A 14,478-nucleotide genomic window follows, 5' to 3' on the forward strand; every position below is an offset into this window, starting at 1 on the left:
GATACATTAAGTTTTTCTAAAAACCTTTACGTGAGTTCGACGGGATAAATTGCTATGGTAGCAAAAGCACTACCTGATTATCAAAATAAGAAACTTTCTGACTTCTACTCTAGCCAAGGTGCTGTTCTGAGTGACGCCTTTTTAGCTGCAAACTTAGTCGGGGGAACTCCCACAGCGCGTCCCGAAGATATAGAAGTGCATCCAACTACCAAAGAAGTGTTCATTGCCTATACAGATGGTGCGCCGGGAAATGATGGCTATCCTGATTCGCGGATTTTTCAAGTTGCCAAGTTAAGTACAGATGCCAATGCGACTCAGCAATCAGGAGGACTGTACAAAATTATTGAAGATAGTGCCGATGCCACAGGTTTAACCTTCCGGTGGCAGAGATTTGCCCAAGGTGGCGAAGCTGGGTCAGTTAATGGCGCTGGTTTTGCCAACGTTGATAATCTAGTTTTTGACAATCAGGGAAATATTTGGGGTGTCACGGATATGTCTACCGACACTCACAACGGTTTTGATGTAGGTGCTGAAGGTAAGCAAACCAAAATCGATCATACCGTTAGTGGTAATGTTTCTGATTTTACTGGAGTTTTCGGTAATAACTGGCTATTTTTTATCTCTACCAGTGGTGCAAATGCCGGACAGGTAATACCATTTGCTCATGGGCCAGTGCGTTGCGAAATGACCGGGCCAACTTTTGTCGGAAATACACTGATTATTTCAGTACAGCATCCTGGTGAAGATTGTCCAATTAACGATGGCACAATGCTGAGTCGCAACATTGAATTACTAGATTTGAATGGTACTACATTCAATCAAACTCGGAGTTTACCTCGTGGCAGTAGTTGGCCGAGTAATATCTCAAAAACTGATGGTGGTAAGGAGCAAGCTACAGGTGTTCCCCGACCATCTGTAATTGGTATCCGCCCAAAAAATTCTCGCAGTAAGTTTATTTAACAAGACAGAATTCAAAGTTAAATTTTGAACGAAAGAGCTACGCGTTGTATCTCTTAGAGACGCAACGCGACTTATTCTTGTGAAATTTTATAGACAACAAAGCTTTTAGTTAATTTTAGAATAAATCTCCATTAATCAAGATATAACCTTGGGTTAATTTTTGGTAATTAAATTATATGAAAAAGTGAAAATTTTTGTCTGGTTATGTAACCTAAATAGCAAAAAGATTTTGTTAATAACAGGTTAATTACCATTCAAAATCTGCGGCATTTGACGTAAATAATTTATGGCTTTTTTTGTCAGTAATCAAGATTTGCCTTTATGAAATTTTTAGTGTCACAACAGAGGAGAGTTTAATGTCTAAATTAAGTCGCAGACAAATTTTAGTATTTTTTGCTGGCAGTGCTGGTGCGGCTGTCTTGGGAGACACAATTCTAGATGGTGTTTCTAGTATTGCAGGAGCAACAAACAAGCGACTGAGCTTTACACCAGTGCGCTTACCCCATTCCTTACCCGTTTATAAACAGCAGAAAAGTTTCTTGCCAACGGGAATCGGTCAGGGACAGGTAATCAATGTATCTGCAAATGCGAAGTTAAATAGCTACAACGTAGTTGATGATGTGATAGTGCCACCAGAGTACGAACGTTATGTAATTATCAGCTGGGGCGATCGCGTCTTTCCTAACAAAGATGAATATTTCGGTTACAACAACGATTATACAGGTTTCATTCCTCTGGGCAGAACTAACGATGTCGGCTATTTGTGGGTCAATCACGAATATGTGAGTTTTCCATTTTCCGATCTAGCACCAGAAGCTCCTGCTGATGTTAAAGGATTGCCTACCACCTTTGAATCAGTAATTGGCTGGGCTTTACCTGCCACCAGAGGTATTGAATTTGACGGCGAAGCACTATATAACTTAGGCGGATCAATCGTCTGCATCTCCCGACGTAATTCCAGTAACCGTTATGCTGTGGTTAAAGGTGATGCGAGAAATCGCCGCCTTCATGGTCTTTCTGGGTTGGGAATTAATAGCCAAAGGAGTGATGAATATAAAAATGTCACTTCTTGGGGAAGTCGCAGCTACCAAAAAGGCGATCAAAACTATCTGATCGCAACTGGCCCAGCCGCAACCCAAGTATTTAACCTCTCCTCCGATGGATTGGGTAACAAAATTATTGGCACTGGCTATAACTGTTCTGGCGGTACAACTCCTTGGGGAACTATTTTAAGTGCTGAAGAGAACTTTCAAGGAAGTGTAGGAGCTTTTGTTGGTGTCACAGAATCAGTCAACCCTAATGGTACTCAAACAGGTTACATCGATGGTACTACTGGTAAGACCTTCGGTTTAGTTGGTGAAAAATACGGTTGGATTGTCGAAATTGACCCCGTTAATCCAAATTTCCGTCCTCGCAAACATACTTCACTGGGTCGTTACCGCCATGAAAACGTTGCCATCCGTGCTGAAGCTGGGAAGCCATTAATCGCCTATATGGGTGATGACAGACGTGGCGGACACACCTGGAAATTTGTCAGTGCGGGTGTTATTTCTTCACCAACCAGTAAAGCCAACAGCAGTTTGTGGGAAAGTGGTACATTGTATGTCGCCCGCTACAATCCAAACGGTACGGGTCAATGGATACCGTTACGTTTAAACAGTCCCACCAATCCCATTTCACCATCGGTAATTTCTTCTGTGGAGTTTGCTGCTTTGGGTTCGGCTCAAAGAAATGGTCTTTTACCCCTACCAAAACGCAATGGGATTGCAGGTCAAACTACAGATGGTGGTTCCCTCGCAGTCGATCGCACCAATGAAGCAGAGAGACTACCTGCTTATCAAGGTAAGAAGCTATCTGACTTCTACACTTCCCAAGGTGCTATTCTCAGCGATGCTTTCTTAGCAGCGAATTTGGCTGGCGGAACTCCCACTGCACGTCCAGAAGATATAGAAGTGCATCCAAACACCAAAGAAGTTTTCATTGCCTATACTGATGGTGCGCCAGGAAGCGACGGTTATCCAGATTCGCGCATTTTCCAGGTTGCCAAGTTGAGTACAGATGTCAACGCAACTCAGCAATCCGGGGGATTGTACAAAATTATTGAAGATAGTGCCGATGGTACTGGTCTAACCTTCCGTTGGCAAAGATTTGCTCAGGGTGGCGAAGCCGGATCGATTTCTGGTGCTGGTTTTGCCAATGTAGATAATTTAGTGTTCGACAATAAGGCAAATATTTGGGGGGTAACAGATATGTCTACCACCACTCATAATGGTTTTAATGTCGGTGCCGCCGGGACAGTAACTACCATCGACCACACAGCCAGTGGTAATGTTTCTAACTTCACAGGAGTTTTCGGTAATAACTGGCTATTCTATATTCCTACTACTGGTAAGAATGCCGGAGAGGTAATACCTTTTGCTCATGGACCAGTGCGTTGTGAGATGACCGGGCCAACTTTTGTGGGAGATACGCTGATTATTTCGGTACAGCATCCCGGCGAAGATAGCCCAATTAATGATGGTACGATTTTGAGTCGTGAGATTGAATTACTGGATTTAAATGGTGTTACATTCAATCAGGCTCGGACTGTCCCTCGTGGTAGTAGTTGGCCAAGCAACATCTCAACTGCTGACGGTGGTAAGGGTCAACCTAGAAGTGTTCCCAAACCATCTGTAATTGCCATTAGACGTAAGAATCCTACTGGTAGTTTTACCTAATACCAATTCAATTAATTGATTGCAACACATCCTTAAGTAAAGACGCGATGAATCGCGTCTCTACAAATGGTCTATTTGTCGCATTGTTTTTTCAAATTGGTATAACTATGTGTGTAGAGACGTTATTATCTAACGTCTCTATATTAATTTTCAAAGTAGAACTATTAATTTGTTACTGTAGATAGTTTTTTCTTGCGTTTCATCCCCAACGCCATAGCACTAGCGATCGCTATACCGCCAAGAGTCATCGGTTCTGGTACGGATGTACTTTTAGAGTAAGTGACCGCACCCACCTCTGTTGTAGACAATAAGTCAGCACTGAGAATGCTATAAAATTTTGTTCCTCCTGTATTTGGATTACCTAGACCGTTACCAATCAAAAACCGATCTTCCACTAAATAGCTCAGTCCTGACAGGTTGCCATTTGTAAAGCTGACTACAGGAGATGATGGATAATCAAAATCACTTGCCTCTGTATACTGAGTCCCTAAGTAGTCAAATACAATAGATAATCCATTGCTAACGCCTAGAGTTTCCTCACCGATCGCAGTTAAAGTCGAGTCATCATACCGAAAAGAGCCGAAATACTGACCGGGGCGATCGCCAGATGTCGCATTTACGGTGAAATCATAATTCACTAAGGCAGCTTGCGTCGGTTTAACACCAGCAGCAACCGCGATCGCAACAGCAAAAGCCGCAACGCTAATATCTTTAGCTAATTTCATCAGAAAATGCTCCGAAGCTAAAAAATGAATAATTCTGTAATTTCACTTAAATAAACTTTTAACCAATTTAGATAGGTTAAGAAATAACCAACAAAAGATGATCTTTGTTAAATCTTTAAGATTGTCAGATATATATAAATTTTTTGTAAACTTATTTCAATATTTACAGTCGGTTATGTTTTGAGTTGGGGCGTAGGCGTAGCCCTCACACATAGCAATCCTATCTAAGTTGTGAAAATGAACAAACCGCTTTTTCTGCGAAATGCCAAGAAGAGAAAAAGAAGTTTTCACATCTAATTTAGGACTGCTATAGTTGCGAAAATCAGGCATGGAGATTTGCTTGTTCCTGCAACCACGGATCTACAGGTTGTCCATCTTTGCGGCGTAATTCAATTTCCACAACTATTACTTCTTTGGAACCAGGAGGTGCAGGTTTTTTATGGAAAAGAATGTCATAATCTTCTGGATTATGTTTACGTTCTTTCAACCATTCCTGTACCTTGGTTGTGGCAAATAATGATTGCCCTTGCTCAAACATTCGGGTAATCTGCAATTGCAGTGTGTAAGGATTTATGCGACCCATTTTCTACCGCCTTTGTTAAGTTAATTTGAGGACAAGTAATCTACTGATTGTAGATAATCTAATGTTAATGCGAAGTAACCACACATGACACTTCCCATACAGGTAGAACTTTCAGTTTCACCGCCCTGTTATCTATAAAAACAAAGTCTGAACCTTGTTCGGTGGATGGTCTAAGAAAGCTTCGATGCTTTCGCATTTTGTCTTCCACTGGCTGATAAATTATTATTTTTACTGCTTGACTTTCACCATCTTTAGCAGTAATCGCAACGTAGTAATATTATAGTAGTACCTCACCAACAAGTGTCACAAACTTGACTGCACTCTCTGACTAAAGTTGTACGTACACTCAGGACGAGGAAACGGATTAGTTAAGGATTGCTCAGAATTTTACACTGCCTCTACAACATTTAACCACTTAATTCTGTTATAGATTGGAGAGAGGCGCGTCGCTTCAAAAACTGACCAACAGACTCAGATGGTTGTTATGCAGAGCAAAAATCAAGCTGTTTTCGCTTTAATTATAAAAAGCACTACTGTATTTTTACCCTTATTGTTATCCATTGGAATTGCCAGTGGACAATCTGCACCATTACCCAACCCAGCACTAACTCCGACTCCGGTATTATCGAATTCAGAACGAGAAGAGTTAGCACGACTACGAGCAGAAAAACGAATTCAACAGCAAGTCCAATCTGATTTTAAAAGCACTTTTAGCCGCACAACTATATTACTCGATATTTGGCTAGTTATACTAAGTCTCTTTCCAGTCGCAGTCATTGCTTTGTTATGGCTGTTGCGACGGGTGATAATCCGAGAAATTGTTGATAGGGCAATGCAACAAGTCCAGGGAATGGAAAAATTACAAAATCAGCTAATCACTGTTAAACAAGAAGCTGAAAATGTTATTCAAGATGCGAAAAAAATAAATTCTGAATTAGAACAGGAAACGACTGCTTTACAACAAAAAATTAAAAATGAACAAGCAAATGTCTCTATTCTAATATCCGATCTAGATTTAGCTAAAGCACAGGTATTAAATAGATTAGAAGCTGAACTAAAAAAATCTCAAGAAAATATAGAAAATTTAGAGTCAAAATTTGCTTCGGGGCTATCTAAGTTAGAGTTTGATGCTCAACAACAAAAAGATATAGCACTGGATAATTTAGGAAAATTAGCATCTGTTATGGCAGAAGAACTGTCTAAGTTAAAGTTAGGTGTGCAACAACAGCAAGAACTAACCGTTGCTGATTTAGAAATATCAAAGTCTGAGTTCACATCTCAACTTTCTGGATGGCAGTCTCATGCTCAACAGCAAAAAGATATAACTTTTGAAATTTTAACAAAATTACAGTCAGAATTTGTAGAAAAATTATCCGAATTACACGTTGATGCTCAAAAGCAAAAAGAAATTGCTGTTGATAGTTTAGGTATATTTGAGCAGGAACTTAAATCTCAATTATCGGAATTACAGATAGATGCTCAAGAACAAAAAAATAAAATTCTTGCGAGTTTAGAAGCATTGCAGTCAGAATTTAAATTTCAATTATCGGAATTACAAGTCGATGCTCAAAAATCCAAAGAGCTAATTATTGAGAATTTAGAAAAATCTGGCTCTGAGTTTACTTCGCAATTTTCAGAATTACAATGGAATGCTCAACAACAAAAGATTCTCATTTTAGAGAAATTAGAAAGATTAGAAACTGAGTTTGTCTCTCAACTCTCTGAGTTACAATTGGATGCCCAAGAAAGAAAGGATCTGATTCTTCAAGAACTAACTGAAATTACGCCAGAATCGATTCTAGAAGTGGTGAATTTTGAAGTTGAGCAAGAAATACAGGAACAGCCACAACAACCGGAATTCACTGCTGATGAGTATGTAAAACAGGGAGACGATCTGTTTTCTCAAAGGCACTATGAAGATGCGATCGCAGCTTACAACCAAGCAGTGAAAATCCAACCGGATGAACCTGTGAGTTGGTTAAAACGTGGTCTGACTCTGGGAAGATTGAAACGCTACCAAGATGCGATCGCATCCTATGATCAAGCGATTGCGATTCAGCCAGATTATCATCAAGCTTGGTGCGATCGCGGCGTTGCTTTTGGAAATTTACAACAACATCAGCAAGCCTTTGGCTCATTTGACAAAGCTACACAAATCAAACCTGACGATGCCGTTGCCTGGTTAAATCGCGGTCTTTCTCTAGTAACATTAGAACAATACGAAGAGGCAGTAATCTCCTTTGAGAAAGCGCTAGAATTCCAGCCTAATTCTCCCAAAATTTGGGATAAACATGGTTATACATTGGTAAGATTGGGACGCGATGATGAAGCGATCGCTAGTTTTAACAAAGCCTTAGAAATTAAGCCAGATTATGCAAGTGCCTATTACAACAAAGCAGCCTGTTACGCACTGCAAAGACAAGTTGACCGATCTCTGTTAACTCTACAACAAGCAATTGAACTTAATCCCAGGTATAAAGAAGACGCAGCAACTGACCTAGATTTTGATGATATTGCCGACGATGAGCGCTTTCAGCTGTTAGTTGCACAATAAAATGTCATTCGTCATTCATCATTCGTCATTCGTTATTCTCCCCCTGCTCCCTGCTCCCTGCTCCCTGCTCTCCCGGTTACTGAGCGTAGTCGAAGTATGCTCCCCAGACATGGCTTTGAGTTTAGATGTAAAAGAATCAGAGCGATCGCTTGTTTCGGGGGTAAATTGCCCGATTGGGGCATGAATAGGAGCAGGTGGGAGCAGTTTTGGCTGTCGTTGATGATGGTTTGGTGATGGGGAAGGCGCTGGACTTTCTTGTGAAGTTTGCCTCTGGCTGACAGCAGATAATCGCTCAAGGGTTGCCGAAGAGGTAAATTTCCCAGAAAGCGGAGACTTCAAGACAGTTTTATTATCTCTATCTTCCTGCTTTCCATCTTCTTCAGTCAAAGATGTCTTTGGTTCATAACTTTTCAGTTGGAGAGTCGCAGTATTGCTGTGTTGATAGCCATTGCGAATCCTAGCTGGTGGTAATTGAGGACTCGTCACTTGCTCTAGAGTGGGTTTTTTCTTGGCTGGCGGTAGAACTGGTGCAGCCGATGACGTTAAGCTTTGGGGAAATTTGCTACAAATCATCCGTTCAAATTCCATGTTGAAATGATATGTAGCCTGATCCCGGCGCTGCCAAAATACTAAAATTTGCTGCACGGAAACCGCTTTATAACGACCTTGATATAGTGCCTCAATCACTGCCAGGTGTAGCCAATTAAGGGGGTATTGCGTTTGCCAACGCTCAACTAGCTCATTGGCACTATACCCACTGAGATCGAAACTATAGTTAATTAATAAAGCGATCGCCAAGTTGGCAGAGGTGTCTGGAAGTGTTGTTAACATGGGGCTATTAGCTTTAGGCAATAGGTCTTAGATTTGTCACCCATCGCATATTAGCCTAGCGTGCTTTTAACTACATGGTTTATTTTTCCAAGAGTTGCCAAGCCGATAGGCAGTGTTCCTTATTCTACTTGTCAACTTCTAGAATGCAACCCCACATAGACTGATTTAATCGCAGATGTTTGCCCAATGGCGACTAATGCCTGATAAACCATCGCTGCAACTTCGGCACGTGTTGCCAAACGTAAAGGTGCAAGCACTTTCGGATCTGGATAGTTGACAACGATTCCCCGTTGTGTAGCAGTGGCAACAGCTGTTCGGGCGTAGTCGGGAATGGTATGACGATCGCTATATACTTCTAAAACATCGCGATCGACAGCTGGTAGTCCCAGTCCGTTTACTAAGGAGACAATCACCTGTAGCCGTTGCACACTTTGATCGGGGCGGAAAGTGCGATCGCTAAATCCGCCAACAAAGCCACCGCTAGCCGCGATTTGGATAGGGCTATAAGCCCAAAAATCCTTGGGTACATCCGTAAAATCAGGTGCCGGGATTTTGGGAAATGGGTTAAAAGCGATCGCCACCAAAGCTGCATACTGGGCGCGAGTCATGGGTTTATCTGGCTGGTAGCTACCATTGGCAAACGCATGAGTTAAATCCATCCTCGCTAATGCTTGAATAAATGGTTCTGCCCAATGTATAACCATGTTTATCCCAAATTTTGGGAGAATTAGGCTGGAATTCTAGCGCTTTCTCAAAGGAGATTACNGGGACAAGGGGACAAGGGGGGTTTTTGAGGTGGGAATTCTGTCGAGGTATCAGAGGGACTGGTGTTAACCGTTACTCGATTAGTTGGGAGTAATTCTACCAAACCCTTGACTAGAGACGGATTTAATTGATTACCTACGGAAACTAGCTTTTGTGTAGTGGCATTATATAAATCAAATTCAATATGATCGCGAAAAATATTATCACCTGGATCTTCGGTATTACCTAAATCGGCGACTGCATTGCCATTGACTAATAAACCACCTTGAGTATTTTTAGCAATGAGATTTTGACGTAGCACAGGTTGGGCATTGCGAGAAAGTGCGATCGCGGTGCGATTTTCTGATAATTTATTATTGGCGATCGTTGGCGCAGCAAAGTCACTAATTGCTATGCCTAAAGGGTTTCTTTGAAATACATTCCGCCGTACCTCTCCCTGGCTATAACCTGCCATTACTAACCCGCTAGCAGTATTTTGCACAAATACGTTATCTAAAATTGTGGGTTTGGCAGTACCAGTGGTAAACACACCTTCCCGCCCACAATTGCTCAGAGTATTGTTACTTAAAGTAGGTGCAGCCGATTCAATCCAGATACCAGTGCCTTTGGTTGAGGGATTGGTGACAGTTACACCTAAAAGACTGGCATTATCTACCAAGAGTAGCGTAATATTTTGTATACCAAAACTGGGACTTTGAAACTCGCCACTCCCAGAAATTACAATACCTGCACCTTTGTTAACTTCATTACCCATCACTGTCGCTCCTCCAGGGACGATTAGTGGAAACACCTCACCACTAGCAGCGTTGTAAGTCCCCGACTCCAGATGAATTATCGTCGGGATTTTGGTTACTTTTAAAGCACGGGTGAGGCTTTTAAAAGGACTCAACCGTGAACCAGTATTGGTATCATTCCCTGTCATAGGGTTGACATAGAGTGTGACGACGAGGGTAGAGTTCACCATTGATAGTTGAGAGTCAATTGTTTTAATTATGACAATCGTAAATAACACTACTTGTAGCAAACTTTTTCACAGTAGTATCCTTGTCTATAGAAAATATATCCATCTGACTTTTTCTGGCAAGCAGATCGTGTGTTGACTTTTTTTGAGAAGCAGATCGTGTGTACACAAAAGTTATAGACTCTTGTGCAACATTCCAAGTTCTCATCTCAACGGCATTGTTAGGGACTTGCAAAAAATAAATTATCCCAAATTATTTGTATATTTGTAGGGGCGCAAGGTCTTGCATACGTGTCAACTTAACGCTAAACCCGCTTGGTGACAACGTTTTGCCCTCACCCCAGCCCCTCTCCCATCAGTGAGAGGGGAGCTAGACATTCAATTCCCCTTCTCCCAAGGGAGAAGGGGTTAGGGGATGAGGGCGTGAGAGATTTGCAAAACGCCTGTCCAATATAGTTTTCGGCTTAAGTTGACACCAATGCAAGTCCTTGCGCCCCTACAATAGCCTCTCCCCAAGTAGAGCATCTGGCGTGTGAGATTATCCGGGTTTAATTAAGTAATCAACCAAACATAAAATGAAGCTCAAGTTTCGAGTTTTAATCTTGGTGTTCCGAGGTACTGTTTTGGTTAATATATTGAGTCAGCAACCCAGAACCCTTGCTCTGTAAGAAAATGAGATTAAACATTTTCATCCAAAATAGTTCCTTCTATATTGGCTCCAGACAAATTTGCTCCGCTCAAATTTGTTTGGCTCAAATCTGCTTGGGTGAGATTTGCCTGGGATAAGTCGGCTACCGTTAAGTCTGCACCACTTAAATCCGCTCCATCTAGATTCGCCGCTATCAAGTTTGCTTCCTGCAAATCCGCCTCACTCAAATTAGTTTGAATCAATTTAGCAACCGTCAAATCAGCATGACTCAAATTAGCTCCATCCAAATCTGCTCCATCCAAGATAGCTCCATCCAAAATTGCTCCGCTTAAGTTGCTACTACTGAGATCCGCATTGCTCAAATCTGCCCCATTTAAGTCTGCTTCAATCAAACTGGCGTGGGCTAAATTAGCGTGACTCAGATTAGCTCCATCTAAAATTGCTCGATCTAAAATTACGCCACTGAGATTGGCTTCCCTTAAGTTGGCCTCGCTCAAGTTGATACCAGTAAAGTCTCTGACACCTGCGGCATAGTTTTTCAGGAGTTGATCTGCTTTCATATCTGTCGCTGTGCTAAGGAACGTTTAACTAATTCGTAATTCGTAATTCGTAATTCGTAATTTTTGTGTGTAATTGCCCTTTATATATATACGTGGCTTTGTTTCAGTTTGGGTGTTTAAATAAGAGTCTGAAATAGTCTTTAATTACGAATTACGTTAGGGCAGTAGTAGCGAGTCTGCAAGCAATCAATTATGAATAATTTTGGACTATCCAGACTAACAGTAAATCCCCAGCACGCGCCACAGAGGATTAGTGTGATGAATCAAACTAGAGTGGATATTAAATCAACTTTGTCTAGAATAGCTATTTTTAACTACTAGCGCTACTACCTAGAGTTATGAGTTAATTTCAGACTTGCGAGGGATGTTGCTCACCTTAAAAATTTAAGGATTAACGTGAGCCTCCGTTGGAAACTCACGTTAAGCATTAGTGCAAAGTGATCGCTATACTCAATTGTGTTGTTTGTCTGGCAGAGGTTATGGCAAAACCAATTCCTATTCTTTTGCAGACTACGATTCTTACGACTGAAGCGGATAGTTCATGTTTCCCCGCCAACCACTACATCTCGAATTCGGAGGCTAGGGCCACCACAACCCACTGACAAGCCATTTTGCCCTCCCTTACCACAACCGCCAGATTCATCCCAGTAAAAATCATCACCAAGTGCCTCAATATCCGCTAAAGTTTGGAATACATTTCCCGAAAGCGTTACATCCCGGACAGGTTCAGCAATTTTGCCGTTCCTAATCATCCACGCTTCCCCAGCACTAAAGGTGAACATTTCCCCATTTGTCATCCCACCCAACCAATTACGGGCATAAACTCCTTCTTTGATATCGGTGAATAAGTCTGCAACTGGTGTTTTACCCCGTTCAATCCAGGTATTTGTCATCCGCACAATGGGAGTAAAGTGATAGTTAAGACAACGGGCGTTACCCGTAGGCGCTTCCTCCAATTTGCCAGCAGTTTCACGAGAATGTAAACGTCCCACTAAAACTCCATCTTTAATTAGCTGAGTAGTAGTGGCAGGTGTGCCTTCATCGTCGTAAAAATAGCTACCGCGATGTCCCTCTGGAGCTGCACCATCAAAAATTTGCAGTTCTTCTGGGCCAAACCGCCGTCCGATGGTCATAACTTCTAACAGATCGGGGTTTTCGTAAGCCATATCAGCCTCAGAAAGATGTCCGAAGGCTTCGTGGACGAATAAACCTGTGAGAATTGGGTCAATGACTACAGTGTAAGTATTGCCTTTGACTGGTGGTAGAGATAAAGCGGCGAGCGCTCTTTGAGCTGCACCTTTTACCTGTTCATCCAAACTAGTTAAATCTTCGTAAGCTTTGCGAGAGCCAGTAGTTTCCCGTCCAGTTTGTACGGTTTCGCCATTTCTGGCGGTGGCGGCAAAGCGCATTTCCATATCCACCCAAGATTGCTCGATCAAAGTACCTTCTGAGGTAGCAATGATGACTTTTTGGGCACTGTCACCGTAACGCACCGAGGTAGTGGTAATTCGGCGATCTACGCTTTTGAGCAATTGGGCATAGCGATCGCACAATTGTTTTTTCTGCGAGAGTGGGATGTTTCGGGGGTCAGTACCTTTTAGGGGTAGAATGCATACTGCTTGCACCGGGTCAATGGGTGCAAGTAAAGTTTCTTCATCACCAACCATCCGCGCAGCTGCGATCGCTTCTTCTATGCGATCTTTGATTGTTGCCAGCTGGTTAAAGCAGCTCAACCCCCATCCGCCTTTATAACAAGCGCGAATATGACCACCAATGGAGATGCCTTCACTGAGGGTTTCTACCTTGTCGCCACGCAACAAGATATCAGTCCCTTCTGCTTCTTCAAGGCGAATCATCAGATAATCTACACGCCCTGAGTAGCGAGCGATCAGGTCAGAAAGTAAATTTTGTGCGTCAGCAAGTGTAGTCGGCATTTTCAATTAGTAACAATGACGAACTGCATTTATTTTGCAATTATTTGGGTAATTTCTGCTAATCAATATTACGAGGAGACTCTGTACTGGGGGAGATGATACCATTTTAGATTTTAGATTTTGGACTTTCCTGCGGAACGCTACGCTCAGTCGAACGATTTTAGATTTTGGATTGGGAATTGCCTTGGTGCCTCTGGGTTAGTGTGAATCCATCTGTCGCAATCATTTTTCAAATTGGTATGAGTGAGTGCAAAAACAGAGGAGAAGTTGCAGTAAGTTTTTCCTCTGTGCCCCTTTGCAATTCTGCCTTTTGTGCCCAATCTCCAATCCTCAATCTTGAGTTACGGTGGGTAAGAACTCAATGATGTGCTAAGATAATCAAGTGAGAATAAAATTCGGTTACATTCTTTGTTTTTAGTATTGACAGGCTTTTCCCTTTTGGTCTTAACAAGCTTGCCTCCGAAATCTAAATCTCTACACACCTATGATTTTGGAGATAATGCATGTCAATTTATGTAGGTAATCTATCCTACGAGGTCACACAAGATGACCTCAATTCTGTGTTTGCCGAACACGGTACTGTAAAGCGGGTTCAGTTACCTACTGACCGTGAAACAGGACGTCCACGCGGCTTTGCCTTTGTAGAGATGGGCACAGAAGCTGAAGAAACAGCTGCCATTGACGCTCTTGATGGAGCTGAGTGGATGGGACGCGACCTCAAAGTCAATAAGGCTAAACCAAAAGAAGATAGAGGTGGTTCTTTTGGTGGTGGTGGCGATCGCCGCGGCGGTGGTGGTGGTGGTGGATACAATAGATCCCGCTACTAAGCTTTAAAATCAAAAATTAAGTTTTAACGTCTAAAGGGCAGAATCATTATCTGCCCTTTTTGCGCTCCGGTCTACTGGATGGCTTAAATTGCCCAGTACCAATTAAATAGGAGATGATAAATGACCCAAGTATTTGTGGGCGAAAATGAAGGAATTGAGTCAGCCTTACGCCGATTTAAGAGGGAAGTTTCCAAAGCAGGCATTTTTCCAGACATGAGAAAGAATCGTCACTTTGAAACGCCTTTGGAAAAACACAAGCGCAAAGAAGTCGCTAGACACAAACAACGCAAGAGAAATTTCCGTCGTAATTAACTATTAAGGATACCTCCGGTTAGCTATGCTAACACGCTCTCTCATTAGGTTCTTAGCTATCGAAAAGGCGATCGCTGTACTCCAAAGAAGAATCTAATGA

Annotated in this window: 11 protein-coding genes and 1 pseudogene; 5 read left to right on the forward strand and 7 right to left on the reverse strand. The window is 42.1% G+C overall.

Going from position 1 to position 14,478, the window contains the following annotated elements:
* Positions 1-60: 60 nt before the first annotated feature.
* Both CDG76_RS17000 and CDG76_RS17005 read left to right on the forward strand, forming a co-directional pair.
* Positions 61-960: pseudogene (locus CDG76_RS17000) on the forward strand (PhoX family protein); the annotation flags it as partial.
* Positions 961-1,316: 356 nt separating this feature from the next.
* The gene (locus CDG76_RS17005) at positions 1,317-3,677 is read left to right on the forward strand and encodes a PhoX family protein (protein ID WP_094350157.1); all 2,361 of its coding nucleotides are present in this window, start codon (positions 1,317-1,319) and stop codon (positions 3,675-3,677) included.
* A gap of 164 nt (positions 3,678-3,841) precedes the next feature.
* Here CDG76_RS17005 and CDG76_RS17010 read toward each other — a convergent pair whose 3' ends face one another.
* Both CDG76_RS17010 and CDG76_RS17015 read right to left on the reverse strand, forming a co-directional pair.
* Complete coding sequence (locus CDG76_RS17010; protein ID WP_094350158.1) at positions 3,842-4,402, reverse strand: PEP-CTERM sorting domain-containing protein; 561 nt, start codon at positions 4,400-4,402, stop codon at positions 3,842-3,844.
* 322 nt (positions 4,403-4,724) lie between these two features.
* Positions 4,725-4,985 (reverse strand): hypothetical protein, encoded by a 261-nt coding sequence (locus CDG76_RS17015; RefSeq protein ID WP_094350159.1) that lies wholly within the window; start codon positions 4,983-4,985, stop codon positions 4,725-4,727.
* Between the two features lie 484 nt (positions 4,986-5,469).
* Here CDG76_RS17015 and CDG76_RS17020 point away from each other — a divergent pair, with 484 nt between their 5' ends.
* Positions 5,470-7,539, forward strand: coding sequence for a tetratricopeptide repeat protein (locus CDG76_RS17020; RefSeq protein ID WP_094350160.1), 2,070 nt, complete (start codon positions 5,470-5,472; stop codon positions 7,537-7,539).
* Positions 7,540-7,557: 18 nt separating this feature from the next.
* Here the strand turns inward: CDG76_RS17020 and CDG76_RS17025 are convergent, their stop codons facing one another.
* The 5 genes from CDG76_RS17025 to CDG76_RS17045 all read right to left on the reverse strand — a co-directional run bounded on the left by CDG76_RS17025 (position 7,558) and on the right by CDG76_RS17045 (position 13,239).
* Positions 7,558-8,370 (reverse strand): hypothetical protein, encoded by an 813-nt coding sequence (locus CDG76_RS17025; protein WP_223265261.1) that lies wholly within the window; start codon positions 8,368-8,370, stop codon positions 7,558-7,560.
* A gap of 131 nt (positions 8,371-8,501) precedes the next feature.
* A complete protein-coding gene (locus tag CDG76_RS39635; protein ID WP_094350161.1) occupies positions 8,502-9,074 on the reverse strand; it encodes an S-layer homology domain-containing protein in 573 nt (190 codons plus the stop codon).
* Between the two features lie 47 nt (positions 9,075-9,121).
* Positions 9,122-10,099, reverse strand: a complete 978-nt coding sequence (locus tag CDG76_RS39640) for a DUF1565 domain-containing protein (protein WP_094350514.1) — start codon at positions 10,097-10,099, stop codon at positions 9,122-9,124.
* Between the two features lie 675 nt (positions 10,100-10,774).
* Positions 10,775-11,305, reverse strand: coding sequence for a pentapeptide repeat-containing protein (locus CDG76_RS17040; RefSeq protein WP_094350162.1), 531 nt, complete (start codon positions 11,303-11,305; stop codon positions 10,775-10,777).
* Between the two features lie 539 nt (positions 11,306-11,844).
* Positions 11,845-13,239: a TldD/PmbA family protein gene (locus CDG76_RS17045; RefSeq protein WP_094350163.1), complete on the reverse strand. Its 1,395-nt coding sequence runs from the start codon at positions 13,237-13,239 to the stop codon at positions 11,845-11,847.
* 503 nt (positions 13,240-13,742) lie between these two features.
* Here CDG76_RS17045 and CDG76_RS17050 point away from each other — a divergent pair.
* Positions 13,743-14,066, forward strand: a complete 324-nt coding sequence (locus tag CDG76_RS17050; protein ID WP_094350164.1) for an RNA recognition motif domain-containing protein — start codon at positions 13,743-13,745, stop codon at positions 14,064-14,066.
* A 120-nt stretch (positions 14,067-14,186) separates the two neighbouring features.
* On the forward strand, positions 14,187-14,378 hold the full coding sequence (gene rpsU, locus CDG76_RS17055; protein WP_069073774.1) for a 30S ribosomal protein S21: 192 nt from the start codon (positions 14,187-14,189) through the stop codon (positions 14,376-14,378).
* Positions 14,379-14,478: the final 100 nt, after the last annotated feature.

Origin of the sequence: Nostoc sp. 'Peltigera membranacea cyanobiont' 210A, from assembly GCF_002246015.1 — a bacterium.
GTDB lineage: Bacteria > Cyanobacteriota > Cyanobacteriia > Cyanobacteriales > Nostocaceae > Nostoc.

Excerpts from the sequence above, each read along its gene's own strand:
- CDG76_RS17005 (WP_094350157.1), top strand. The coding sequence starts at position 1,317 with ATGTCTAAATTAAGTCGCAGACAAATTTTAGTATTTTTTGCTGGCAGT.
- CDG76_RS17010 (WP_094350158.1), bottom strand. The coding sequence starts at position 4,402 with ATGAAATTAGCTAAAGATATTAGCGTTGCGGCTTTTGCTGTTGCGATC.
- CDG76_RS17015 (WP_094350159.1), bottom strand. The coding sequence starts at position 4,985 with ATGGGTCGCATAAATCCTTACACACTGCAATTGCAGATTACCCGAATG.
- CDG76_RS17020 (WP_094350160.1), top strand. The coding sequence starts at position 5,470 with ATGCAGAGCAAAAATCAAGCTGTTTTCGCTTTAATTATAAAAAGCACT.
- CDG76_RS17025 (WP_223265261.1), bottom strand. The coding sequence starts at position 8,370 with ATGTTAACAACACTTCCAGACACCTCTGCCAACTTGGCGATCGCTTTA.
- CDG76_RS39635 (WP_094350161.1), bottom strand. The coding sequence starts at position 9,074 with ATGGTTATACATTGGGCAGAACCATTTATTCAAGCATTAGCGAGGATG.
- CDG76_RS17040 (WP_094350162.1), bottom strand. The coding sequence starts at position 11,305 with ATGAAAGCAGATCAACTCCTGAAAAACTATGCCGCAGGTGTCAGAGAC.
- CDG76_RS17045 (WP_094350163.1), bottom strand. The coding sequence starts at position 13,239 with ATGCCGACTACACTTGCTGACGCACAAAATTTACTTTCTGACCTGATC.
- CDG76_RS17050 (WP_094350164.1), top strand. The coding sequence starts at position 13,743 with ATGTCAATTTATGTAGGTAATCTATCCTACGAGGTCACACAAGATGAC.
- rpsU (WP_069073774.1), top strand. The coding sequence starts at position 14,187 with ATGACCCAAGTATTTGTGGGCGAAAATGAAGGAATTGAGTCAGCCTTA.